Source organism: Bdellovibrionales bacterium (genome assembly GCA_016714165.1).
Lineage (GTDB): Bacteria > Bdellovibrionota > Bdellovibrionia > Bdellovibrionales > UBA1609 > JADJVA01.
On the sequence record JADJNU010000001.1, the window covers coordinates 1,494,409 to 1,518,614 of the forward strand.

21 protein-coding genes and 1 pseudogene are annotated in these 24,206 nt (G+C 45.9%); 9 read left to right on the forward strand and 13 right to left on the reverse strand.

What is annotated here, in order from left to right; genetic code table 11:
• Positions 1 to 40 precede the first annotated feature (40 nt).
• Entirely contained in the window at positions 41 to 1,720 is a 1,680-nt protein-coding gene (locus tag IPJ71_06630; protein MBK7843360.1) for a hypothetical protein, read from the forward strand.
• A 59-nt stretch (positions 1,721 to 1,779) separates the two neighbouring features.
• Here IPJ71_06630 and IPJ71_06635 read toward each other — a convergent pair whose 3' ends face one another.
• Both IPJ71_06635 and IPJ71_06640 read right to left on the reverse strand, forming a co-directional pair.
• The gene (locus IPJ71_06635) at positions 1,780 to 2,415 is read right to left on the reverse strand and encodes a hypothetical protein (GenBank protein ID MBK7843361.1); all 636 of its coding nucleotides are present in this window, start codon (positions 2,413 to 2,415) and stop codon (positions 1,780 to 1,782) included.
• Between the two features lie 39 nt (positions 2,416 to 2,454).
• On the reverse strand, positions 2,455 to 3,306 hold the full coding sequence (locus IPJ71_06640; GenBank protein ID MBK7843362.1) for a hypothetical protein: 852 nt from the start codon (positions 3,304 to 3,306) through the stop codon (positions 2,455 to 2,457).
• 120 nt (positions 3,307 to 3,426) lie between these two features.
• Here IPJ71_06640 and IPJ71_06645 point away from each other — a divergent pair, with 120 nt between their 5' ends.
• Positions 3,427 to 4,062: a hypothetical protein gene (locus IPJ71_06645; protein MBK7843363.1), complete on the forward strand. Its 636-nt coding sequence runs from the start codon at positions 3,427 to 3,429 to the stop codon at positions 4,060 to 4,062.
• On the opposite strand, the gene IPJ71_06650 is transcribed toward IPJ71_06645, so the two are convergent.
• Positions 4,043 to 5,077 carry an OmpA family protein gene (locus IPJ71_06650; GenBank protein MBK7843364.1) on the reverse strand — a complete coding sequence of 345 codons (1,035 nt, stop codon included), beginning with the start codon at positions 5,075 to 5,077 and terminating at the stop codon, positions 4,043 to 4,045. The two genes, IPJ71_06645 and IPJ71_06650, sit on opposite strands and share 20 nt — an antisense overlap.
• Positions 5,067 to 5,792, reverse strand: a complete 726-nt coding sequence (locus tag IPJ71_06655) for a MotA/TolQ/ExbB proton channel family protein (protein ID MBK7843365.1) — start codon at positions 5,790 to 5,792, stop codon at positions 5,067 to 5,069. Before IPJ71_06655 ends, IPJ71_06650 begins: the two co-directional genes overlap by 11 nt.
• A 275-nt stretch (positions 5,793 to 6,067) precedes the next feature.
• Here IPJ71_06655 and IPJ71_06660 point away from each other — a divergent pair, with 275 nt between their 5' ends.
• Entirely contained in the window at positions 6,068 to 6,799 is a 732-nt protein-coding gene (locus IPJ71_06660; GenBank protein ID MBK7843366.1) for a hypothetical protein, read from the forward strand.
• Here the strand turns inward: IPJ71_06660 and IPJ71_06665 are convergent.
• Positions 6,793 to 7,962: an acyl-CoA dehydrogenase family protein gene (locus IPJ71_06665; GenBank protein ID MBK7843367.1), complete on the reverse strand. Its 1,170-nt coding sequence runs from the start codon at positions 7,960 to 7,962 to the stop codon at positions 6,793 to 6,795. The genes IPJ71_06660 and IPJ71_06665 overlap by 7 nt on opposite strands.
• Positions 7,963 to 8,093: 131 nt before the next feature.
• On the opposite strand from IPJ71_06665, the gene IPJ71_06670 reads away from it, so the two are divergent.
• Both IPJ71_06670 and IPJ71_06675 read left to right on the forward strand, forming a co-directional pair.
• Positions 8,094 to 10,304 (forward strand): MFS transporter, encoded by a 2,211-nt coding sequence (locus IPJ71_06670; protein ID MBK7843368.1) that lies wholly within the window; start codon positions 8,094 to 8,096, stop codon positions 10,302 to 10,304.
• Positions 10,305 to 10,622: 318 nt separating this feature from the next.
• Positions 10,623 to 11,339 carry an ACP S-malonyltransferase gene (locus IPJ71_06675; protein ID MBK7843369.1) on the forward strand — a complete coding sequence of 239 codons (717 nt, stop codon included), beginning with the start codon at positions 10,623 to 10,625 and terminating at the stop codon, positions 11,337 to 11,339.
• A gap of 9 nt (positions 11,340 to 11,348) precedes the next feature.
• Here IPJ71_06675 and IPJ71_06680 read toward each other — a convergent pair whose 3' ends face one another.
• Together IPJ71_06680 and IPJ71_06685 are read right to left on the reverse strand one after the other, a co-directional pair.
• Positions 11,349 to 13,256: a ferrous iron transporter B gene (locus IPJ71_06680; GenBank protein MBK7843370.1), complete on the reverse strand. Its 1,908-nt coding sequence runs from the start codon at positions 13,254 to 13,256 to the stop codon at positions 11,349 to 11,351.
• Positions 13,241 to 13,483: a FeoA domain-containing protein gene (locus IPJ71_06685; GenBank protein ID MBK7843371.1), complete on the reverse strand. Its 243-nt coding sequence runs from the start codon at positions 13,481 to 13,483 to the stop codon at positions 13,241 to 13,243. The genes IPJ71_06680 and IPJ71_06685 overlap by 16 nt, the downstream gene beginning before the upstream one ends.
• A 253-nt stretch (positions 13,484 to 13,736) precedes the next feature.
• On the opposite strand from IPJ71_06685, the gene IPJ71_06690 reads away from it, so the two are divergent.
• The 3 genes from IPJ71_06690 to IPJ71_06700 are packed head-to-tail and all read left to right on the forward strand — an operon-like array spanning position 13,737 to position 15,295.
• A complete protein-coding gene (locus IPJ71_06690) occupies positions 13,737 to 14,291 on the forward strand; it encodes an FMN-binding protein (GenBank protein ID MBK7843372.1) in 555 nt (184 codons plus the stop codon).
• 28 nt (positions 14,292 to 14,319) lie between these two features.
• Positions 14,320 to 14,820 (forward strand): hypothetical protein, encoded by a 501-nt coding sequence (locus IPJ71_06695; protein ID MBK7843373.1) that lies wholly within the window; start codon positions 14,320 to 14,322, stop codon positions 14,818 to 14,820.
• Entirely contained in the window at positions 14,813 to 15,295 is a 483-nt protein-coding gene (locus IPJ71_06700; GenBank protein MBK7843374.1) for a hypothetical protein, read from the forward strand. The genes IPJ71_06695 and IPJ71_06700 overlap by 8 nt, the downstream gene beginning before the upstream one ends.
• On the opposite strand, the gene IPJ71_06705 is transcribed toward IPJ71_06700, so the two are convergent.
• The 6 genes and pseudogenes from IPJ71_06705 to IPJ71_06730 all read right to left on the reverse strand — a co-directional run bounded on the left by IPJ71_06705 (position 15,233) and on the right by IPJ71_06730 (position 22,502).
• Positions 15,233 to 16,267, reverse strand: coding sequence for an FAD:protein FMN transferase (locus tag IPJ71_06705; protein MBK7843375.1), 1,035 nt, complete (start codon positions 16,265 to 16,267; stop codon positions 15,233 to 15,235). The two genes, IPJ71_06700 and IPJ71_06705, sit on opposite strands and share 63 nt — an antisense overlap.
• A gap of 9 nt (positions 16,268 to 16,276) precedes the next feature.
• Complete coding sequence (locus IPJ71_06710; GenBank protein ID MBK7843376.1) at positions 16,277 to 17,221, reverse strand: ABC transporter permease; 945 nt, start codon at positions 17,219 to 17,221, stop codon at positions 16,277 to 16,279.
• Positions 17,218 to 18,235: pseudogene (locus IPJ71_06715) on the reverse strand (ABC transporter permease). The gene IPJ71_06710 and the pseudogene IPJ71_06715 overlap by 4 nt, the downstream one beginning before the upstream one ends.
• Positions 18,236 to 18,321: 86 nt before the next feature.
• On the reverse strand, positions 18,322 to 19,599 hold the full coding sequence (locus tag IPJ71_06720; GenBank protein MBK7843377.1) for a peptide ABC transporter substrate-binding protein: 1,278 nt from the start codon (positions 19,597 to 19,599) through the stop codon (positions 18,322 to 18,324).
• Between the two features lie 31 nt (positions 19,600 to 19,630).
• Positions 19,631 to 19,930 carry a hypothetical protein gene (locus IPJ71_06725; GenBank protein MBK7843378.1) on the reverse strand — a complete coding sequence of 100 codons (300 nt, stop codon included), beginning with the start codon at positions 19,928 to 19,930 and terminating at the stop codon, positions 19,631 to 19,633.
• Between the two features lie 91 nt (positions 19,931 to 20,021).
• Positions 20,022 to 22,502, reverse strand: a complete 2,481-nt coding sequence (locus IPJ71_06730; protein MBK7843379.1) for a transglycosylase SLT domain-containing protein — start codon at positions 22,500 to 22,502, stop codon at positions 20,022 to 20,024.
• 228 nt (positions 22,503 to 22,730) lie between these two features.
• On the opposite strand from IPJ71_06730, the gene radA reads away from it, so the two are divergent.
• Positions 22,731 to 24,200 (forward strand): DNA repair protein RadA, encoded by a 1,470-nt coding sequence (radA, locus tag IPJ71_06735; GenBank protein ID MBK7843380.1) that lies wholly within the window; start codon positions 22,731 to 22,733, stop codon positions 24,198 to 24,200.
• Positions 24,201 to 24,206 lie beyond the last annotated feature (6 nt).

A 24,206-nucleotide genomic window follows, 5' to 3' on the forward strand; every position in this document is an offset into this window, starting at 1 on the left:
AGTCTCCCTATCTGGTCTGTTTTCCTTTGCGCAATATTCGATGGCACAGAGCGAGTACATGGAAGAAGTCGCGACCTTAGAAAGCCTCTACGAAAGCAGAGCGCGGAGCATTCTGAATACCTTTTTGCGACCATCCGAATACACCGTTGTGATTTCTGCCGATATGCGAGCCGATAAAGACAAGATCAAAGCCTACCACGAAGAGGTCGAGCTCCAGTACCTTCCTGGAATGCCCATGGGAAATGACCCAAGCAATGTTCCGGCCAACAACCATCTCCATCAACTTAAGTCTAGTATTTTTGTTCATCTCATCATCAATTCAGCAATTCCTCCTGACAAAGAAAAGCTCATCGTCGAAGTCGTCAAATCAAAGCTTCATATGGACGAGTCAGCTGGTGATAAAATCACAGTTCAGCGTGCCGATTTTGTCACAGAAGAAGCTCAAAAATCTCCGACCCTACTTCCCGAACTATCCTGGAAGATGTGGACACTTATCATACTTATCTCTCTGCTTGCTCTAGCCGCAGTCATTTTCTGGATGTCTTCGAAACAAAAGGCTCAAGATGGGTCAAGCGCAAATCTATCCAAACCTCAAGCCTCCTTCGATCCGGACGATTTTGAGTCAAACGAAAAGGACGAGCTGGAGGACGCATCTCACACTGCGGAGGACTCGGCCCGACTTCAAACACTTTTCCGGCAAGACAAGACTCAAATTGTCACTCTAGCGGGAGAATATCCCTATCTCTGCGCCAGGGCCATTGCCGAGTTTGTCAGCGATGGAAATGAAAAGGACGTAATGATAACTTTTGACTCTATCGGCTGGGATACAGCTCGCAAATTATTTCACCACCTTTCTCCAAAAAATTGGGGCCAAGTGGGAGCTATCCTGACTGATCAGGAAACTGAACTCGGATTGGAAGAAAGAGCCAAAAGTGTAAAAAATGTGACCCGATTTCTTCTCTCACGAATTCTCTCAGAAGGTCTGCACGGCGATCAACAAAATCCATTTCAGTTTATATTCGATATGAAACCTGAAGAGAGAATACAGCTGCTCAAGGATGAATCTACCAAAAATTTAGCCGTCATGGGAATTTTCTCCACAGAGGACCAAATATCCGAGATTTTTGAATCTCAAGACCCCGTGAGAAAAAAGCAGATTATACTTGATATTGCCAAATTGAGTAACTTGCCAGAAAACGCTGTCCAGATGAGCGCAAAACGCCTTTCGGACAAAATGAGAACTCTCAAAGGAAATTCAGAAATCAGGGCCAACGGACCTATGGTGGCGGCAAGTCTGTTGCGCAACCTGGCACCAGAGACCGAAATGACCATTTTTGATGAGATCTGCAAGCTAGATCCTGAGTCAGCTGAGGCCATTCGCAGAGAGAGCATCCAGTTTGCCGATCTTCTGGCTTACCCCGAAGAGGCCATCAAAGCAGTGATAGAGCGCCTGAATTTGGATACTGTGGTTCAGGCCCTCAGTCAGTGGCCGCTTGAGTCTGCTCAAGCTCTGCTCCGAATGATGCCGTCCAAGCGAGCGCAATCCATCAGTAAAGACCTCAGTTATTTTTCAGATAAGACCTCTGTCAAACAGATCGCAAAGGCCCGTCGAGACATTTGCGTCGAGCTCGAAAAGGAACTCCAAACCCGCAGTCTACTCATGAAGGATATTTGGGCTGATATAGACAAATCTGTGGCAGAAAGAACCCAAGCAGCCTAGTCAATTGCGACCCATGTCAGCAAACACCAGCAGACATCAACTCACATCAAGTCAATTTTCTAGAATGCAGTTCCCTTCATCCCAACAAAAATTTGGATTCCAGAGTAGGATAAATTCATTCCATCTATATTGGGATTAGAGAGAAGGGAGGTCAAAAGGCTAAACCGACCTGTCAGCATCCAATCGGAAGTCATGGGTATTTCGACCCCAAAATTCATCTGACCATCAATGACGGCCGCATTAAAGCCCAATTGACTCACTCCCAAAGTGGTGGTGTCATTTATTGATAGATTGCTTAAACCAAAGATAAGTCCAACAAAAGGCGAGGGACCCCACACTCGACCCATAACTTGATTATCAAGCAAAATCTTTGACCCATTCAGGCCACGTGGATACCACCTCACTCCAAGACCAAGCCGAGTAAAGGGCATCGATCCGATCTCGCTTTCCAATATTTCCATAAATGACATTGTGATCGAGATTTCTGGACCGCTCACATTGAGATTGTAGTTGAACTCCAGGGTTGATTCGCTATCCAATTGGGGCGAGTAAATGACGCCCGTCGTATCCTGGACGTCAATTGATATTGAGCTATATCCAAGTGCCATATCAAAGTCAGACGTCAAGTGCGCCTGAGCCGTCAGACTGAAAAAAAGCCAAAATCCAAAAAGAGAAACAATATTTGAAAATGACACATTGCCATTTTGAATCCTAAAGCCCCTGGAATCAAGACCTCAATTTTTCTCTGCCTTCGTATTTTTTCTTTTATTTATATCCAGGACGGAGGACGGGGTTCTCAGATCGGCCGGAGGCGCGACAAGTGGACTGTCTCCCATTCTTTTGTAAACCTCGTTAAGGTATTTAAAGGCAATCTTATTGTAAGGATCAAGTTTGAGCGATCGCTCCCAGGCCGATCTCGCAGACGAATAGTCCTTTTGCAAATACTTAACTGACCCCTTCAACAGCCAGGCCTGAGAGACATATTCGTCCAACTCGATTGCTTTATCAATGAGAGCTATTGCCTTACCAAGTTGATTGCCTGCAATCGCCTGTTGAGCTTGAAACATGTATCCAATCACATTGTCATTTCGATCCCTATCAAATTTTGCAGGCCCCCCTTGAAAGCGAGCCGAGAATATTGCATCTTTGTATAAAACTGTTGTATTTTCTAAGAGTGCCACACGCAAATTGAGGTCAGAAATCTCTTCCTTTAGCTTCTCTATTTCTGCTTTCTTTTCATCGGATTTCGGCTGCCCTGGTGGTGGTTTGTCTTCATTGTCCTTTTTACCAGAATCAGCGCCTTTTTTTCCGTCAGAGTCTGTTCCGTCACTGAGCATGGGATCCAACTGGGCTGCTACGGTTAAACTCTCCCCCGGATTGACCCGAATCATGACCTCTTTTTCTTTGTAGTTTTGTTTTTCAAATACCAAGAAAAATACATCACCGAGCCCTGACTCCTCCTTTATTTGGGCGGGACTCAAGCCAACGAGCTTCTTTTCGTTCGACTTGATATCACGCAAATAGACCTTCGCTCCAGCGGGATAGGTTTTGATGAGATACTTTCCAGAACAACCAAGAATGCTCACGCAAAGGGCAAAGCCCGCCAGCATGCATCCGAATATTTCCTTTGGCATTCCCCTATTCTTCATGGAGATATAATCCTACCTTTGTAATTCTTCGGAATTTCGTCTAGAGTAGACAACAAGATGAAAGTACGATTCTTTGTTCTTGCTGCATTTGCTTTTTTGTTTCTTTCTTCGACAAGCATCAAGGCTCAAGTCCAGGTTCCAAATCTCCGTCTTAAAACAGGGATTTTTCTGACTTCTGTCTCTGCGGGAGATGCTGTTGAGAGCCAGCCCCTCAATAGCGCCTTAACCTTTCAACCAACGATCTTATGGGATTTGAATTCATTTGGTTCCCGAGTGGGAATTCACTATATTGGAGACTTTGACAGTGATTTCGGAATGATTCCAATTTCTGGATTAGGATTTAGCGGATATTTTTATCCCTACGGAATAAGCTCATCAAATCTCACGACAGATGACAACATCACGATTCAAAAGCACAAGACCAGCCCTTTTGTCTACGGCGGACTCACCCCTACCAATTTCAATTTAAATAAAACTGAAAGTGATGATCCCGACAATCCGATCACCTTCAGCTCCCTTGTTTTTGAGGTTTCACTCGGTATCGGGGTAGATTATCCACTCAGAGCCAATACACTGCTCTCGGTTGAGTTGGATCACCGCTTCGGATCAGCAGATGAAAATCAAGGTAAAACAGGAAATCTTCGCTATAGCGCGACGGGGATCATGTTTTCCTTTACAACGAGTTACTTTTAGTCTGAACCTCTTTTTCTATCTCTTTTGCTCGGTTCTCCATTTCCAAGACTTTGGCCTTTAGTTTTTCAATTTCTTGTTTTTCTCTTTCGGCCTTTTGAATCTCCTTCATTTTCATATTGGCTTCATTTAGCCGCGCCTGTGCCTGCTCGGCCCTCTTCTTCAAGTCCTCTGAAGTGAGCCCCTGAGTCCCGCCTTGACCGTCTAATATAAGCTCCCGGCTCTTTTCCTCTGGATCTTTCATTTCCTTCGACGAAAATTGCGGTGAATGCAAGGCCTTCGAAGCAGCGTCTACGTCATGTCCAAAATCAACATTGATGACCACGCGACGATTGATTTTCAGGTTTTCAGAAATAATCCGTCCTTCCTTATCCCGATTCGCCGCCAAGGGCAATGAAGAGCCATAGCCTTCCGCCTTCAACCGATCAGCTGGAAAGCCACCTGCCTCAAACTGCCTCACGACCCGACTTGAACGAGCCGCTGAAAGTTCCCAATTTGTCGGGAATAGTGCCGAAGATATCGGGACATCATCTGTGTGTCCCTCAACCGAGATTTTGTTAATCATCTTGTGCTTTTTTATGCTAGAAATAATCTTGCTTAAGACGGCAATGGAGTCCTGCCCAAGCTCTGCTGAACCTGAGGCAAAAAGCAGCTCGCTTTGAATATTCAGGATGATACTCGAGTCCTTTGCCTGAATGACAATTTCCTTTGGATCTACACCGGATTCCTGTGTGCTTTCTTCAATATCCTTCACGACTTCTCGAACGGCTGGATTTTCCTTTATCTGACCTCCAAAATAGGCGGCCACTTCCTTTCTGATCACCGTAAATTTATCCTTATCAATTTTTGAAAATGAGTAAAGGAGAACGAAAAAACCAAACAAGAGTGTCATCATGTCTGCATAACTGACCAGCCAATTTGACTCGTCATGCGTCAATTCCTTATGCCCTTCCTCGACCTCCGTCGAATGACGCTTGCGGTAGGTTGCAGGTTCCGACTTTAAGTTCTCAGGCTGCATTTTTCTCCTTTTGTCCATCCTGCAAAAGGTCTGCTTGTCTTAGTGCTGGGGCCAGAAATGATTTCAGATACTCCTCAATGTAGAGTGGATGCCTCTTTTCCTGAATGAGCAAAATTCCTTCCTTGATAATTTTTCTCAAAACCATATCTCCATCAGACACCTCTGCTAGGTTTTCACTGATTGGAATCAAAACTAAATTCGCTACGACGAGACCATAAAATGTCGCCACCAGAGCGGTTGCCATTGCTGGCCCAATATTGTCCTGAGCGTTTGGTTCTCCCAGGGTTTGCAAAAGTGAGATCATTCCAACTGTCGCTCCCAGCAGACCAAAGGCCGGTGGAAATCGCGAAATCGTGTGCCAAACTTTAATTTCCTGATCATCTCTCATCTTCTTTCCTTTTAAAGAATTCGTCATGATTTCATCGATTTCGACGGCAGAGAATCCGAATTCAATCATATATCGAATTCCATCCCTAAAAAACGGGTGAGCACTGCTGCTGATTTTCTCCACAGTCGCTTTCGGATTCAAACGGTAAAGGTCCGCTGTCTCAACAATTATTCTGATTTGCTCCAGGTAGTTGTTCCGAATATTTCCAAATAACTTTCGAAATACGATCTTGATAGCCATAATGAGTCGGCTGCTTCGAAACGAAAGAAAGGCGACAGCCACGGTTCCGCCAATGACAATGATCGCGCCGTGTTTATCGGCGAATATCACCGGTGACTTGGCCCCCGTAATGACAAAATACAAAACTGATAGCCCCGATAGTATTCCTAAAAGACCTGCAAAGTTCATGAATTAAGTCCTCCGGTAAATCATGAGCTTAATCGGTCGATCCGATACACAAATCAAGGAGTAGCTTCTCAAAACTAACAATATTGGTATGACCTAAACTTAGGTCTCAACTCCCCATTTGTCTCGTTTGATTACAACGAACTCATTCCGATAATACCTGATAGAAGAGTTCCCATGAAATCGGAAGAGGACATATGGAGATAAACCCAACCGCAATTTTTCTGGAAATCTCAAATCTACCAGCTGCCAAAATTTCAACGAATATCAACTTCAAGGTCTTGGCACTGACATATGCAGTTTGGACAATTTCAGGACTTCTTCTTATCATGTCATTCATAGAGCTCCGAGCCTATTATGAAAGGATGATCAGGTTTCGAAATGAATTCATGAGAGAGTCCGTTTATAAAATCAAAAGTCGGATAGCAACAATCTTTCAGCGGAAGAAAAGACCAAAAATCCAAGAATTCTCTCGGGCCGACTGGCTCCTATCAAGAAATGAACTGAAGAATCTGCAGATTCCATCCGCCCATTCAAAAAATGAAGGGACTAAGACAACTGCACTGGAATTAAGAAAATCCAGCCTGCCTCAACTCCTCAATAAGCTTCCATCCTCTGGCTTTCAGAATGACCTCATTCAGTTCTCCCTCCTTGAAATACTCGACTGGGTAAGAGAACTCGAAACTGAAACTGAAACTATCAGGGAAAATTTAGCTGCGGCAAACAAGGAAAAAGAGCAGCTCTCGAAAGAAGTAACAGGAATCAACAAGCTCTGGCAAAAGTCTCTTGATAAACTCGGTCATGCACAAGCGATTATGGAAGATTTAAAAATAGAAAACAAAAAACTCAAATCAAAATTAAATAAAGTCGCCACGCCACCAAAAAAAGGTAAAAACCGAAAAACACAGGCCGCAGATTCTTTCTATTGAATCGCCGAAAGGCCCGTAATTTCACGACCAACAATTAGCCTATGAATGTCCTCCGTGCCCTCATATGTATTCACAGTTTCAAGGTTTAACATGTGGCGAATAATTGGATATTCATCAATTGTCCCATTCGCACCCAACATGTCGCGAGCCTCGCGAGCAACTTCGAGAGCCATGCGACAGTTATTCATCTTGGCCAATGAGACTTGCCAATGTTTCATTTCCTTTTTTTCTTTGAGTCGGCCTAACTGCAAGACCAACAATTGCCCCTTGGTAATTTCCTGCACCATTTTGACCAATTTGGCTTGAGCAAGTTGAAAACCAGCCAGCGGCTTATTTTCAACGACAACTCTCTGCTTGGCGTAATTGAGCGCTTCATGATAACAGGCGTTCGCTGCGCCCAAAACTCCCCAGGCAATCCCGTACCGAGCCTGAGTGAGACATCCGAGCGCACCTTTAAGACCCTCAACATTCGGCAAAATGGCGCTTTCAGGCACAACGCAGTCCTTCATGTGCAACTCACTGGTCACACTGACCCTCAAAGCAAATTTACCTTTCATTCGTGTCGTAGAAAACCCCGGTGTCTTCGTTTCTACAATAAATCCGCGAACCACCCCGCCAAGCTTAGCCCAGACAACGGCAATATCAGCAACGCAACCATTCGTGATCCACATTTTGTTTCCGTTGAGTCGATAGCCTCCAGAAACCTTTTCAGCCCGAGTCAACATGCCACCTGGATTTGATCCCGCATCTGGCTCGGTCAAGCCAAAGCAGCCAATGAGTTCGGCCTTTGCCAATCGTGGGAGATATTTGTTTTTCTGCTCCTCAGAGCCGTAAGCAAAGATGGGATACATGACAAGAGCTCCCTGCACAGAGCAAAAGGAGCGCACCCCAGAGTCACCTCGCTCCAATTCCTGCATGACAAGACCGTATCCAACCTCACCTAGACCTGGACAGCCATAACCCTGAATATTTGCTCCCAACAGTCCCAATTCTCCAAACCGCGGAATCAAGTGAGAGGGAAAGTCTTCTTTTCTATTTGCTTCTTGCAATGTCGGGATCACCTCGTCAGAGACAAACTCGCGAACTGTGTCTCGAATCATCCGTTCTTCGTCGCTCAGAAGACCATCGATATCCATGTAATTAAGAGATTCATAGGCAGCCATAGCAAACTCCTCGTTGAGCTATTTAAAGGTATGCGATTTTATGAATAAAGTGAAAGTCTTTCTATGGACAAGTTGCATAACACCCGGCACAGCAGTACCGTTTAATAATCATTACATGAAGGATATCGCCTATGTACAACCGTGCTGAGATCATTGACAAAAATTTTGTTCGGTTGGTTCGACAAGGGAAGCTTCCCTTTTCTCCTCACCAGATAAGGCCTGAAAGTATCGGTCTCACCAAAACCGAAATAATGGACCTCTTTGAATCGCAGGTGATGAGTCGGCACCTGGACCTCCTCGCACGAATTTTGAAAAACCAAGGTTTGTGTTACTACACCATCGGGAGCGCAGGACACGAAGGCAATGCTGTCATTGGCAAAGTATTTCCCTATACCGACATGGCTTTTCTCCACTATCGCAGTGGAGCCCTTATGATCCAACGATCCAAACAGTTGCCCGGCACCACTCCCCTTTATGACCTGATGCTTTCCTTTGTCGCCTCAAGTGATGATCCTATCGCAGGGGGTCGGCACAAGGTGTTTGGAAGCAAACCCTTAAATATTCCGCCCCAAACAAGCACCATTGCCTCTCATCTCCCAAAGGCTGTGGGGGCCGCACTCTCAATCAAAAGGGCCTCCGATTTAGGCCTTAAGGGAAATCTGAAAGAAGATGGCCTTATTCTTTGCTCATTCGGCGATGCTTCGATCAATCACTCCTCGGCCGTTGGGGCTTTTAACACAGCGGCATGGATCTCGTTTCAAAAGATTCCCTTGCCCATTGTTTTTATCTGTGAGGACAACGGAATTGGAATCTCTGTGCCCACCCCCTTCAACTGGGTTCAAGAATCCTTTTGTCGTCGACCCTCATTTCAATATCTTCAATGTGATGGCCTGCATCTTCTGGATACCTTTAAGGTTGCAAAAGAAGCTGCCCTGCTGGCCCGAACTCGTCGTCAGCCTGTTTTTCTGCACATGAAAACCGTTCGTCTGATGGGTCATGCGGGATCAGACGTCGAAAGCACTTATCGAAGCTCCTCCGAAATTGAAGCAGCTGAGCAAAACGACCCTCTCCTTCATTCGGCAAAAATAATTATCGAAAATGGGATTGGATCTCCGGAGGATTTGATTTTAATTTATGAAAAAATTCGTGAACAGGTCAAATGGGTCAGCGAATCTGCTCTCAAACGACCCGTTTTGGAATCTCCGATCGAAGTGCGGTCAAGCCTCACGGCCTGTTCCGAAAGGAAAATCGCACCACCACTTCGCTCAGAGAAGGAGCGTTCCGGCCTCTTCGGTCGAGATTTTGACAAGCTCAGTCAACCCCTTCACCTTGCCAAACTGATCAACATCGGCCTGCATGATATCCTGTTGCAATACAATAACGCTCTCGTTTTTGGTGAAGACGTCGCCCAAAAAGGAGGAGTTTACAATGTAACGGATGGGCTCTTTAAAAAATTTGGTCCTCGTCGAGTTTTCAATTCCCCCCTGGACGAGACATCCATTCTAGGAACAGCTATTGGGCTGGCACACAATAATTTTTTGCCAATCTGTGAAATTCAATTTCTCGCCTACGTTCACAATGCCGAGGATCAAATCCGAGGTGAAGCCGCCACCCTCGCCTTCTTTTCTCAGGGCCAATACACCAATCCAATGGTCATTCGAATTGCGGGTTTGCCCTATCAGAAGGGATTTGGAGGCCACTTTCACAACGACAATTCTCTGGCCATTTTTCGGGATATTCCCGGACTCATTATAGCCGTTCCTTCAAATGGTGCCGATGCTGTAAAGATGTTGAGAACTTGTGTCAAAGAGGCTTACGAAAATGGCCGAGTTGTCATTTTTATTGAACCCATTGCACTATATATGACTCGCGATCTCCATACCGAAGGGGACAAACTGTGGGCCCATCCCTACCCAACCCAAGAAGAGATGATTCCTCTCGGTGAATTTAATATTTGGGGTGAGGGAAGGGATCTCCTCATACTGACCTACGGCAATGGCCATTACTATTCAAGACAAGCAGAAGATGAGCTCAAAACAAATTACGGAATTGTCTCCAAAATTCTCGATTTTCGATGGATCGCTCCGGTAAACTGGAAAAAAGTGGCAGAAGTTGCAGGTTCATATAAGAAGATACTGATTGTGGAGGAGTGCAGAAAAACTGGGAGTTTCAGTGAAGCCATTGTCACCGGTCTTGTTGAACATCTCAGTAGGATGCCTGAAATCAAAATCCTTGCAGCAGATGACTGCTTTATTCCTCTCGGCAAAATGGCAGCAGCCGGCTTACCGAAAAAGGATGAGATTCTTTCTGGGGCCCTCGATCTACTCGGCATTAAAAAATGAAATAATTGAGGTTTAAGATGAACATGGCAAAAAGAATTGTCGTCGTGTGTCCAGGACGAGGCAGCTATCTGAAGGAAACTCTCGGCTACTTAAAAACCCCATCGCGAAAGGCTGAATGGTTTCATTGAAGATCTCGATCAGAGACGGCTTGAAGATGGGCTATTAACAATCACAGAACTGGATTCATCAAGTCATTTTTCTCCCCAAATTCACACCAAAGGAGAAAACGCCTCGACTCTCATTTACGCTTGCTCCTATGCTGACTTCACCGCACTTGATCCTTCTCTCTATGAAACAGTCGCAATCGCTGGAAACTCCATGGGTTGGTATATCACCCTGGCGCTGGGAGAAGCGCTCGACCAGGCGGGGGCCTATCAAGTGATAAACACCATGGGATCCATGATGAAAGACAAGACGATCGGAGGCCAAATCATATATCCACTGATCAAAGAAAATTGGCAAAGAGATCCTTCTAAGGAGGAGCTCGTCCATCAGGTTCTTCGTGCCACAAAGGATTTGCCAGGAGTCGAAGTCCATCCGAGTATTTTTCTCGGGGGCTATTTGGTCTTTGGCGCCAACAGTGCGGGCCTGAATTATCTCATGAAATATCTCCCTCCCATTGAACACTTTCCTTTTCAACTTCTGAACCATGCGGCCTTTCATACGCCCTTGCTCAACGAGGTTTCAAAGCGAGCTCTAGAGATGATTCCTGAACATTTGTTTCATCCTCCAAAGCTGCCTCTCATTGATGGGCGCGGTCACATTTGGAAGGCCTATTCAACCGACGTCAAAGAACTCTGTCACTATACCCTTCATCAACAAGTCATTGAACCTTATTCCCTGACTGCGTCGATTGAAGTTGCCCTCAAGGAATACAATCCGGATCACCTTGTCTTACTTGGACCCGGGAATACACTTGGTGGAGCCATTGGGCAAATACTCGTCAATTTGCGATGGGAAGGGATTTTAGACAAGCAGTCTTTCACACAACGACAGAAAACCAATCCCATTTTGATCAGCCTCGGGATAAAATAATTTTTCCCACTAAGAAATCCCAAAGGCACGAAGTCCTTGAACCAAAGCGACGGCCAAAACATAAGCCACAATGTTAAAAACGACCAATTGCATGAGGGCAAAACGCCATCCGCCCGACTCACGAACGGCCACTCCGGTAGTCGATATGCACTGGAGTGCAATCATAAAAAACACAATAAGACCCAGCACCGATGAGATAGTAAAAACTGAAGATCCGTCGCTCATCTTCGCCTCAGACATCTGAGACAAAAGAGAACTTTGCATGGATTCCTCATCTCTATCGGCAATATTGAAAACAATTGCCAAACTCGAAACAAATACCTCTCGCGCGGCAAAAGCAGATATCAAGCCTACGCCAACCCGCCAATCAACTCCCATGGGAGAAAAAACAGGCTCAACAACCTGACCCGCCTGTCCAAAAAAACTCCTGTTTAACTTATCTGAATCACTTGCCACATCATAATGAGGAAAAGTGGTTCCTATCCAAACAACAATAGACAAAAGAAAAATAACGGGACCTGCTTGACGAATATAGTTTTTTGTTCGGCCATAGGCCTGACGCAAAACGGAGCCAAAAAGGGGACGACGATAAACAGGAAGTTCGAGACAAAATAGCGATTTTTCTCGAATTTTAATAAAGCGATTGGCGATTACGGCAGCGAATGCACCAACGAAAATGGAGCCAACGTAGATTCCTGCCAATACGAGGCCCGCCTTCCAGGCTGGGCTACCCCGAAAAACAAAAGTCAAAAGAAGGGAATACACCGGCAATCTTGCGCTGCAACTCATCAATGGAATAATAAATAACAAAAGCCAGCGTTCTCTCTTGCTGTTGACAGTTCGAGCCGCCATCATGGCTGGAACTGCACAGGCATATCCCGACAGCAAAGGGACAAAGGATCGACCACTCATCCCCAGCATTCGCAAAGGACGATCCATCAAAGTGGCAGAACGAGCCAGGTAACCAGAATCTTCAAGCAAAGCTATCCCCAGAAACAAAATGAAAATTTGAGGGACAAAAACTAAAACAGCCCCAAAGGAACTCACAAGTCCGTTGGCCATAAAATCAGACCACAGAGCTCCTGATCCGAGTTCACTAATAAGGTGGGAAAGCCAGCTAAATCCAGAGTCAACCAAGTCCATGACCGGAGTAGCGAACCAATAAATTGATGTAAACAAAAGAGACATAATCGCAAGAAACATGAAAAGACCCCAAAAAGGATGAAGAAGAACTCCATCAATTTTTCTTGTCCTTTCTGCGGCATCAAGCCCTCGATGAACGCGAGTGCGCCGAACATGCTTTCTTTCAAGAACTCGAGTTTCCCCTAAGACGCGCTCGATGTCCGCCGCTTTCCAGGGCTCAATGCGATGAGTGCGCTTCGTCCTAAGATTGCCTGATAAAACTCTCCGTGTTTCATCCACCAGGGTTTGAACACCGCCACCTAAGCGCCCATCAATCGGCACAACAACGCAATCCAAGTCAATTGCGAGGGCTTCCATGTCAATTTCGAGTCCCTTTTCGGAAAGTAAATCCATCATTGTGACAGCGACAATCACATGAAAACCTGAGGCTAAGAGCTGACGAGTCAGGAGCAATTGCCTCGAAAGATGAGTGGCATCGACAACGGATATAACCAATTTTACGGAGCCCCAGTTGAAATGATGCTGAAGAGCATTTAGGGTCACTTCCTCATCAGGTGATTTTGGAGAAAGGCTATAGACTCCTGGCGTGTCCATCAAATGGACCGGTTCTCCGTAGCGATCATGACTCATCCCCACAGAGTAATCGACCGTTGATCCAGGATAATTGACCGTATTGTAACGCAAACCCGTCAGCCAATTGAAGAGAGTCGTCTTCCCGCTATTGGGTGATCCAACCAAAGCGGCCGTTTCAAACAAATCTACAGATGAATGCATAGGACCTCTTCCTTGCGCAAAGCAACGGCGAGTCCTCTGACTTCAACCAAATAGGGGTCACCAAAAGGAGCTTGTCCCCTCAATACAATCGTTTCTCCGCGAACAATACCCAACTCCATCAGGCGGGAAACCAGAGATTCTTCACCCACCAAGCTTTTGATCGGAGCCGAAAAACCCTTGGTTTTTCCCACCAGTGTATCAAATTTCACTGTTTCGTCGAAGTCCATGAATTATCACCCCAAGAGATATCGGCATCAATGCCCTTCAGTGGCCTGAGCATTTCGCATGCTAAAATGGATACACCATCTCACTCTCTGCTGACAACAGAGACATCGTTAACGCCAAAATACCTCCTGATTCTCAGGTTTTTGCAAACCTATTGATAAGGCTCACAATATCCCATTGCCAGCCTCGGATCTATCAGGTAGTCGATCAACGGCAGGAGTCGCTCTGACCCAATTAAGAGGAGAGGAACGAAAGATGAGCCCAGGTCTGATTTCTCGTTTGTTGTTCGTCTCATTTCTTGGGACCCAGTGCTATCTGAATTGCCGTGCTCAAGTGCTCTTATCTCCAGAACAGGCCGCAAAAGCGGCCTTTCCAAAGTCCACTGCTGTAAATAAATTGAGTCTTGCTTTAACCGAAGATGAAAAAACTCGGGCCCAACAACTCGCACAAGCTCCCATTGAAGAGAATATTTTTACATTTTATGAAATCAAGGCCAAAGAAAAAATCCTGGGACATGCTGGGCTGCATTCAGCTAAGGTACGAACCAAAGATCAAACGGCCTTTGTCGCCATTGACCCAAAGGGCGCTATTGTCAGTGTCGAACTCATTGCCTTTTATGAGCATCCAGAATATTTGCCTCCAAAGGGCTGGAATCAAGTATTTGTTGGAAAAAACCTCAGGGCCAGTTTAAAATCTGGGCAAGATATACCAATTATAACGGGATCAACTTTGACAACGGAGCGACTCGCTCAAGCCGCTCGAATCATTCGTGGAATTTGGCAGGTTAAGCTTCAAAAGAAGAAAAAATGAAAGTTAGGAAATTGCCGTGCAGTTTTTAATGAATTCTGATCTTCGCCATAATTCCTACCTTAGAACTCTTCTGATTTTATTTCTTATTTTCACGTTCTTCTATTTGTCTCTCAATATCCAGCTGGAATACTCACGCCTGGGTCTCTTCCCGGAGCAAATTAGAAATAACCTGTTGGGAAATCCTGAGTCTTTTCTTCCCGCAAAAGATCTCGCTACTCTCTTTACCGATCTACACGTCAATTTATTTATCTATCCTCTGATGATCATGACAGTTGTTTCGATATTGGTCCATACGAAGATTTCCAATAAGGCAAAAACTCTTTGGATCATTGTTCCTTCTTTAGCTGTCCTGATCGAAATCTGCGGACTGTTAGGGACAAGGTTTGTCCATCCCTTTCTTGTTTGGATGAAGATTGTTGGTTTTTTTCTCTTTGAGATATCCATGTTCGTCATGTTGTTCAAAGTATTTGTCTATCTGATGGGTCGCCCAGACGAGCATAAGCCTAAGGATCATTTCCATCATGGCTAGACAGTATCATTTGATAATTGGAATTTATTCTCTTCTGATGATTTTGCATTTGGGAACTTCTTTTTTGTTGTTCGCAACAAAAATGGGATGGTCACTTCCATCTATACAAGAGTTTTACCTTGGCAAAGTCGAGCTCAATTCGCTTCCCAAGTCCACATCGGGATTGTTGGAAACCGCTGTTCCACATTTGGCCACTGTCGGGATCATCACTTTCGTCCTCGGCCATTTCCTGATTTTTATTCCACAAATCACTTCTGCGACAAAATGGATTTTAGGCCTCAGCTTTCCTCTCGCAGGCCTGTTAAATCTGGCTTCTGGCTTTTTTATTATTTATTTTGGTTCTGCATTTATTATTTTAAAGCTTCTCTCATTTTTCCTTTTTCAAGCAGCCTATGTCGCAATCCTCTGGATCTTAATTCGTGCGGCTCTTGTTGAAAGTAAAATCAACAACCCAAGGACTTCTATCAAGATTTGAGTCTATTCGACCATCTGAGAAGACAATATGATATCCCAGCCCCGGATGTGCGCGGAGAAACTGGCGCAGTCTCTTTAAAGGCATCACGGCGAGAGCTGTCGCCCAGGCATCCAAGTTGGTGTTGGTTTCATTTCCAAGCAAAGTTAAGCTGGACAGGTTCGAAACAGATCTCCCCGTTTTTGGATCAATCAAATGATGAAACACAGGAGCTCCAGAAAAACGACCATAGCCTCCACTCGTAGAAATCCCCACCTGAGGGCCTCTGACTCTCAACTCTGCAACGAATTTAGAATCACTCAAAGGATCATGGGGATCCTGGATTTTAATCAAACACTCACCAAAGCAACGGATATCACCGCTCAGACTTAGGCTTCCGTCCCGAAGTCCATCTTTTGCAAGGATCGCACTCGCTTTGTCGATGGCATAGCCCTTACCTATACCTCCAAAATCCAAGCCCAATCCCTTTTTCAAAATTCTAATTTCAGTCCCCTTGACTCGCACAAACTGAGAACCCGTCTGTCCCAAGGCAGTCCGAATGTCCTCAGAACCTGGGCGAGGAAGACTCCTGGAATTGAGGTGATTCAGATCTTGAAAATGATAGGCCCTCAGAGTGAGAGCCGCCAATGTCATATTGAAGGCTCCTCCGGTTTCTCTCTCAATTTCACGAGATTTTTGAATAAGATCCAAGAGATCTCGATGGGAATCTCTCAGAACTCCCTGTTGATTGAGCCGAGACACTTGAGAGTCCGACTTATAAACTGAAAGAATTCGATCAAGTTCCTCCATGACTCCGAATGCTTCGTCAATGCTTCGCGCACCTATGTGGCCCGATACGCTTATCCTTGCGATCGTTCCCATGATCTGCTTTTCCCGAAGAACGAAATCTGGCGGAGCTGACAGATGATAACAGGAGATTGTGGCTATCGAAATAAACCAAGCAAAAAGAAGAAGAGATATCATCTTCCGGCTCATTGCCACTCTCTAGCGACCCTTCATCTGTGGATCAAAAGCATCGCGAAGTCCATCTCCCAGAAGTTGAAAGGCAAGCATTGCCAAAAACAAGGCTAATCCAGGCCAAATCATCAGGTGAGGAAAAGTTTGCAACGAACGCCAGCCCTCATTTGCTAAGACACCCCAACTGGAAAACGGAGGTTGAAGACCCAGTCCAATAAAGCTGAGGAAACTTTCAAATAAAATATTGCTCGGTATTTGATAAGACAAAATAACAATAATTGGACCCAAAATATTAGGAACCACGTGCCGAAGCACAATCCCAGAACCGGAAGCTCCGAGAGCTCGGGCCGCTTCAACATAGGTCATCTCACGAACAAGAAGAACCTGGCCTCTTACCAATCGCGCGAGAGTCACCCACCCGACTACGCTCAGTGCCAAGACAATTCCAGTCAGCGCCTTCAATTCAGCATTTTCAAATATCTGAACACTGTCAAAGACAACTTTCACGAGAATTAAAAGGACAAGCGTTGGAATCGAGTAAAGAATATCCACCGACCGCATGAGAAAAGAATCGACCCTTCCTCCGAACCAACCAGAAACAGCTCCGACAAAGACCCCGATGACGAGAGAGGTTATCGCAGTGAATATTCCGACTGCCATTGACATTCTTGCTCCAAAAATAATCCGAGACAAAAGATCTCGACCAAGCGAATCCGTCCCCAGCCAATTATGGGTACTTGGGGCATGAAGAACTCTCGTCATATCTTGTTGAGCAAAAGGAAAAGGAGCTAATTCTTCTGCAAAAAGAGCAACGAGGCAGACAAAAAGGATGAAGTAAGCCGAGGCCACCGCCCCCTTGTTCTTTTTTAGACGTCTGTAGGACTCTCCCCACAAGCTTTGAGGTCTCCTGACCTTCTTTACAACAACAGAACTTGGAGAAGGAATCGTGTCCGCGGTGACAGTCTGATTCATGCGAGCTTTATCCTTGGATCAAAATAAGCGTACAAAAGATCCACAATCAAATTAGCAAGGACAAGAATGACAGAAAAGACCAGGGTGGTCCCCAGTATCAAAGGATAGTCACGATTGCTCACGCTCTGAATCAAATGAGGGGCCATTCCTGGAACTGCAAAAATCAATTCAATAATAAATGAACCAGTCAGAACACCCGCGGCGAGAGGTCCTGAAAAAGTCAAAACTGGGATCAGCGAATTCTTAAGAACATGCTTATAGAGGATGGCCATTTCGCTCAAACCCTTTGCTCGAGCTGTCCGAATATAATCGGAGCGAATCACATCCAATACACTCGAACGCGTCAATCGTGCAATCACTGCCGCCGGGCGAATACCTAAGGTCAGAATAGGCAGTATATAGTAACTCGGTCCTTCCCAAAGTGCGGGGGGCAAAAGCTGCCAATAAAAACAGAAAATCAAAATTAGAATCGGTGCGACAAGAAAGCTCGGCAAGGCAACGCCACTGATGGCCGTCATCATCGTCAACGTATCAGCCCAGGTATTGTGTTTCGAGGCCGCATAGACTCCAGCTGGAATTCCTATCATAAACGATAGAAGCAAAGCATAAAAGCCGAGCTGAACGGAATTAGGCAATGATTCGCTAATAATCTCATTGATCGGTCGACCTATGTATTTATAAGATTCGCCCAAATCTCCCTTCAATAACTTAAAAACGTAATCTCCATACTGCGCATACAAGGGGGCGTTCAGCATATACTTGGCTTCGATGTTCGCTTTGACCTCGGGCGGAAGAGCTTTTCCTGATCGAAAGGCCCCCTGGTACAATTCTCAATAACAGAAAGGTCAAAGTGGCAATCACCCACACCACAAAAACAGCCTCGGCCACACGTTTAAAAACATAAGCACTTAAACCTTGGGTCAAAGTGTAGTGAACAAAAGAGCCGAGCAAGAGAGTCCCGTCGATGATCCAAAGAGCTGTCGGAACTTCAAAGCCAAAAAAATTTAATGTCATGGTAATCATTAAGACAACAAGAAGTGGCAACCCCACCCACAGGGTCAAATTGAGATCCTGATCTCTTACATGCTGAAACCATTTAGTCACTTCAATGACACTCCCTTAAAGATAAATCTCTGAAGAGGGCCAAAAGGGTACCCAACAACTCTCGGAGAAAACAAGCCATGAGCTACTGCCGCATAAACTGGAACCACAGGCAGATCTTGTTCGGTCAAAATCTGCTGTGCTTGAAGATAGGCTTCATGACGGGCGTCCCGCGACTCTATTCCCACGGCCCTTCCAATAAGCTCATCAAATTTTTTATTTTTCCATCGAGTGTAATTGTTCTCCGAATAGGAAGTCATTAAATTAAGAAAATTGTCAGGATCTGGATAATCAGCCAACCAACCCATGCGAAAAATATGGGGAGGTTCAGTACGGAGATTTTTCAAGTAAACCTTCCATTCTTCGTTCTTCAGTTCAACGTCAATCCCGAGATTTCGCTTGAGTTGAGCCTGCACATTTTCGGCAATGCGCTTGTGATCTTCATTCGTATTAAATCCGATCTCGATCTTGGCCAACTTGCTTCGATCTTTAAATCCTGCCTTATCCAAAATCTCACGGGCCTTGATAGGATTAAAACCAATCCCCACTCCAGGGGCATAGCCGAACATTCCAGGGGGCACCCAACTCGTCAAAGGTACCTGCCCGCCGTCCAACATCTGAGTGATCTCCTTGCGGTCGATCGCATAGCAAACGGCCTTGCGGACCTCTGGGTTATCAAAAGGAGGCTTTCTTACGTTAAAACCGTAATAATAGATCGAGAGAATTCCAGTCTCGCGGTATTCAGGTCTCTTGCGAAGTTCACGCAATTCCGTCGAAGGGAGTTGTGTTTGGGCGTCAATCTTTCCCGCGTTAAAGAGATTAAGTGCCGTGGAGAGCTCATTGATCATATAGGCAAGAATATTTTTTATCTTCGCCTTCTCACCGTAATAGGCCTCGTTTCGCTCTAAAACAATAGCCTTGTCATGATCCCAAGTCCTAAGTGTATAGGCCCCCAAAGTGACGATATTTCCCGACTCCGTCCATTTGTCTCCATGCTTGGCAATGATATCTTTCCGAATAGGGTAAGTCGAATGGTGAGTCAAAAGATAGGGAAAATAAGATGTGGGGCTCGTGAGTTCAACTCTGATCTCTCCGGCATCTGTGACTTTCACTCCCACTTCGGAAAAGTCTTTGATTTTTCCTTCATTGAAGGCTCTGGCATTATTAATGCCGTAAAGAAAGTAAGCGTATTCTGAAGCCGTAGCAGGGGTGAGTAATCTTTCCCAACCATCCAAAACCTGTCGAGCCGTAAACTCCTGGCAGTCGGTCCATTTCACGCCAGAACGAACCTTGAAATACCATATCTGACTATTTTTTTCTGAAACGCCATTCGGTTGCCAACGCGGGAGTCAAGCTGAGATTTGGGTCTGCGAGATTGTATTCAACAAGTCCCTCCATGATATTGTCCTGAATCAACGCACTTGTCGTATCCCCAGATTTATTCCAGTCTAAGGATGGTGGTTCCGTTAGGATATTAATTCGTAAAGTTGATTTTAAATCGAGGCCATAATCACCATTCCTCTTCTTGGTACAGCCGCAAGCAAGGACAACGAAAAAGAAAATGAGAACGGAGAACAGGGCTGGCGAGCGATTCAAAAATGCGCGCATAAAGGCCTCCTTAATTGAAGGCCTGTTGTCCTGTCTTTGACTTATAAAGTCAAGATCCGGCAAATAGAGATCACCAAATAGTGAGTTCTAGCTAGAGAGTTTCCCAAGTTTCTCTTTGGGAGGGCCGGGTCACCTCCACCTTGATCGGCTGAACCAACCAGGTCAGTTTCGTTGTGGCTTTGGCATAGAGACTTTCATAGATGCCAAAGTCCCGAACGACTTTTTTTACATAACTTCGCGTCTCGATAAACGGTATATGCTCAATAAATTCGTCCATCTCAAGCCTTCCAAAATTGGCAAGCCAACCTTCGACACGATGAGGACCCGCATTATAGCTAGCGGCAGCAAGAGGAACCGAACCTCCAAATTTACTGAGCAATCGCTGAAGATATTTCGTCCCCAATCGCAAATTCACGTCCGGATCACCTAACCGTCGCTCGTTAAAGGTCTCATCACCAATAAGGCGAGCCACCTGCTTGGCGGTATTTGGCATCAGCTGCATCAGGCCCTTTGCTCCCACCGGCGAAACGACATCGTAGCGAAAGGAACTTTCGGTGCGCATGATTCCCCAAATGAACTCACTGGGCACATTAAAGGTCGTCGCGTATTTTTCAACAGAATCCTTGTAGGCTCTGGGATAGGCATACTCCCACAAATAGCGGCTGCCTTCAATTCCACGTTGAGAACGAATATTAGAAAAATTAACGACACTGATGTAGGATGACCGATGGTAAGATCTGATTTGCTCATAAGAAGCCATTAACATCTTCAGGTAATCTTGATTGCGGGTCCGACGTTCTATTTCAAATAACTCCCATCGAGCCCATTCACCCAGACCAACCTGAATAAGTAAAGTGGCCCTCTCAAATCTCAAGCGCAATTCAGGGTCGCGAAAGTCCGTGGCGACGACGGGCTTCTCATCATCCATCGAATTGGATCCTTCTTCTGCAGTCACAACCTCAGCAGCTTCTTCTTCTTCATTCGAGTCACCGTCCAAGCTCGTGTTCAAGCTTTCTTCGGATTCAGCCTCTTGAGCTTCCTCTCCCTCTCGCTTTCCGATGATCTCACCATTGACGTCGAGCTCTTCTTTGAGAGGTACAAGTCCATCCCCGTCCGGCATTATTCCCAAGTATGTAGAGGTAGGTCCTTCGGCGACTTTCCGAACCGTCTCCAGGTTCGAAATACTTTCTAAGCGATATTTGGCAGTAAGCGTGTAATAATCCAACATTGGATCTTTGGCGATCGATTCAAAGAGAGTCCTCGCCTCGGTGTACTTGTTCATTCGCAGAAGCGCCATGGCCTTCCAGTAATTAATTCTTTCAATGGCGATCTTGTTCCAATTGCGACGGGTTTGACGATTCTTTTTTTGATTCAAGATTCGATCAAAACCATTTAGGGCTCCAAGATAATCTCCCTTAAGATAGCGAATCCAACTCATGTGCCACTGAGAGTCCCAACTCAAGCCTGACCGCGGATATTCCTTCAAAAATTGCTCAAACTTACGAGAAGCTCCGTCATAATCTTGAAACTGATAACTCAAAAAGGCAGCTTGATAGAGCGCCTCACGTCCCGATCGAGATTTTGGACTTGATTCGTGTGCTCGATGAAAAGCCCCGACCGCAGTTTGATATTCTCCCGCTCTGGCTGCGGCCCTCCCTAACTGCATAAGATACGCAAAGTTCTTTTGGTATTTTTCATAATGTTTAATTAGGAGCTTCAAAGCCTCATCTACATAGCCATCATTTACCAAGAAATTGGCCAAAGTCATATCCACTGCATAGAGAGGAGCTTCACCAGTAGCTCGCTTCCTCAATGTTTCAAGTTCAGATCGAGCTCTGTCTGACTTCCCAGCCCACTGCAAACGACGAATTCGCTTTTGCTGATCTCCCGGCGTTGCGAGGCATCCGAGCTTTTTCCCGTCAAATGGTGACGAGGGCAAGTCGATTCCCCAGTCATCAATAATCCCGTGCTGCGGGTATTTGCTGTAGAGCCGCCGAGCCCAAGCACAAGCTCTCCACTTTCGTCCGATTTGCATCTCAACCTTCACCAGGCGCCACAAAATCTCGGGGTAGGCCTCAGAAGATCGCCAACGCCGCTCTAAATAGGCCAACTCAGGAAGAGCCTTACTCCACTTTCCCTGATCAATTAACATTTCGCTCATCTTAAATTTTGTCTCGTAGGCCAATTGACTGGGAGGACGAAGCTTCAAGAGGCGATCATATTCTCGCTGGGCTTCTTTGAATTCACGCTTAGCTTGAAGAGAAAGTCCCAAAAAATACCGCACGTAGTACTCGATGGAACTTGGAACAGTGAGAGCTTTTTCCAGATGGCTTTGTGCTTCGTTGTATTTTTGAAGCTCAAATGACAACACCCCGCGAACAAAAGAACTCAAGGCCATATCCGCGGGTGCCAAAGGGCCTTTTATTTGCGTGAGAGCCTTCTCCGCGGCCGAATAGTTTTTTTCTTCAATCAGAGTTCTTACCTTGGCGAATAAATTCTGCTGTCCTGAAGAGGGAATGACGGCAAATACCAACGGAGTGAGAATAACAACCGAGCCGATCCAATGGCGCAAGAATGCCTCCCGTAGCGGGCGCCGTGAGAGACAGCCCGTCCTTTATTTTATTAGACTTAGTCAGCATGTAAACCTGGACCCTCAAATTATTTGCGCATGGTCATTTTATGCTATGCGCTAATTGAGATACTAAATCGAAGAGACAAATAAAAATAGAGACTTTAAATTTTGTATGCAGTCCTAGCGGATGGTAGGGGTACAGACGAGTCAAAAATCTGGAGTTCAATTGTGGCTAAAAATAAATCCCTATTCGTCTGTCAGGAGTGCGGAGCACAACGCCAAAAGTGGGAGGGGCGCTGCAATGAATGCGGGGCCTGGAATTCGCTCGTCGAAGAAAAGGTCATTGCTCCCTTGGGCAAGGCATCGGGTCGAGGATGGACAATCGGAAACACCGAATCAGAATCTTCCATCTCGGGACTTCGGGCCTATCGCCTCAATGAAAGCTTCGATGAAGGAAAGGCAAAACGCCAATCTACCGGAATTGGAGAGCTCGACCGCGTCCTCGGTGGCGGGCTCGTTTCAGGAAGCTATACTTTGCTCGGAGGAGATCCTGGAATTGGTAAAAGCACCTTGCTCCTTCAAATGGCAGGAGGGCTAGCCAAAGAGGGGAGCCAGATTCTTTACGTATCGGGCGAAGAGAGCGTACCCCAAACGGCTTTGCGCGCTCGTCGACTCGGTATTCAATCAGAAAAAGTTGCCGTCGCGAGTGAGAGTCGACTTGAGCACATCATCGCACTCGCCCGCTCCCTTCAACCCGAGGTTCTTGTGGTCGATTCGATTCAGACCGTCTACCTCGCCGACATTCCATCCGCACCGGGATCTGTCTCTCAAGTGCGAGAGTGCGCAAGCCAGCTGATGAGTTTGGCGAAAAGCTCAAACATCGCTGTCCTCATTATTGGTCATGTTACCAAGGAAGGAAATATTGCAGGTCCAAAAACCTTGGAACACATGGTCGACACCGTCTTGTCATTTGAAGGGGATAACAACCACCAATTTCGTTTGCTCCGCGCCCTCAAAAATCGCTTTGGAGCTACAAATGAATTGGGCGTTTTTCAGATGGCGAGCCAAGGAATGACCGAAGTGACCAACCCCTCTGAGCTATTTCTAGAAGAGCGCGGCGCCAATCTCATTGGCTCGAGTGTGTTTACCGCAATGGAGGGCAGCCGCCCTCTCCTGTGCGAAGTCCAAGCGCTGGCCTCCTATTCTCCGATGGCCATGCCTCGCCGAACTTCTATTGGATTTGACTTAGCGAGAATCCATCTTCTTGTTGCAGTCCTAGACAAACATTTGAACTCTCACCTTCATCAAAATGATGTCTTCGTCAATATCGTGGGAGGTCTTAGGCTCACCGAGCCCGCTGCCGATCTCGCTGTTGCAGCAAGCCTGATCTCGTCGATGGGTCAACAGGAACTGGATCCGCGCACTTGTTTTTTTGGTGAAATTGGCCTCACAGGAGAGATCAGAGCAGCCAGCTTACCCGAAGAACGAATCCGTGAAGCCCTTAAATTAGGTTTCATGACCTTTGTCCTGCCAGAGTCAAATCGCAAACACGTCGCCCAGCAAATAAAAGAAAAAAAAGATCCGTTGACCACCTTTAAGTTCGTCAAGCACATCCGCGAACTGGAACGAGTCATAGGTAAGCGCACTCAAACGGCGCGAAAGGGTAAATTGCCCTTAGAAAACTGTCCCCCAAATTAAGCCACG

Coding starts and splice junctions, on each gene's coding strand:
- IPJ71_06630 (MBK7843360.1), top strand. CDS start 41: ATGGCACAGAGCGAGTACATGGAAGAAGTCGCGACCTTAGAAAGCCTC.
- IPJ71_06645 (MBK7843363.1), top strand. CDS start 3,427: ATGAAAGTACGATTCTTTGTTCTTGCTGCATTTGCTTTTTTGTTTCTT.
- IPJ71_06650 (MBK7843364.1), bottom strand. CDS start 5,077: ATGCAGCCTGAGAACTTAAAGTCGGAACCTGCAACCTACCGCAAGCGT.
- IPJ71_06660 (MBK7843366.1), top strand. CDS start 6,068: ATGGAGATAAACCCAACCGCAATTTTTCTGGAAATCTCAAATCTACCA.
- IPJ71_06665 (MBK7843367.1), bottom strand. CDS start 7,962: ATGGCTGCCTATGAATCTCTTAATTACATGGATATCGATGGTCTTCTG.
- IPJ71_06670 (MBK7843368.1), top strand. CDS start 8,094: ATGTACAACCGTGCTGAGATCATTGACAAAAATTTTGTTCGGTTGGTT.
- IPJ71_06675 (MBK7843369.1), top strand. CDS start 10,623: ATGGGTTGGTATATCACCCTGGCGCTGGGAGAAGCGCTCGACCAGGCG.
- IPJ71_06680 (MBK7843370.1), bottom strand. CDS start 13,256: ATGCATTCATCTGTAGATTTGTTTGAAACGGCCGCTTTGGTTGGATCA.
- IPJ71_06685 (MBK7843371.1), bottom strand. CDS start 13,483: ATGGACTTCGACGAAACAGTGAAATTTGATACACTGGTGGGAAAAACC.
- IPJ71_06690 (MBK7843372.1), top strand. CDS start 13,737: ATGAGCCCAGGTCTGATTTCTCGTTTGTTGTTCGTCTCATTTCTTGGG.
- IPJ71_06695 (MBK7843373.1), top strand. CDS start 14,320: ATGAATTCTGATCTTCGCCATAATTCCTACCTTAGAACTCTTCTGATT.
- IPJ71_06700 (MBK7843374.1), top strand. CDS start 14,813: ATGGCTAGACAGTATCATTTGATAATTGGAATTTATTCTCTTCTGATG.
- IPJ71_06705 (MBK7843375.1), bottom strand. CDS start 16,267: ATGAGCCGGAAGATGATATCTCTTCTTCTTTTTGCTTGGTTTATTTCG.
- IPJ71_06710 (MBK7843376.1), bottom strand. CDS start 17,221: ATGAATCAGACTGTCACCGCGGACACGATTCCTTCTCCAAGTTCTGTT.
- IPJ71_06725 (MBK7843378.1), bottom strand. CDS start 19,930: ATGCGCGCATTTTTGAATCGCTCGCCAGCCCTGTTCTCCGTTCTCATT.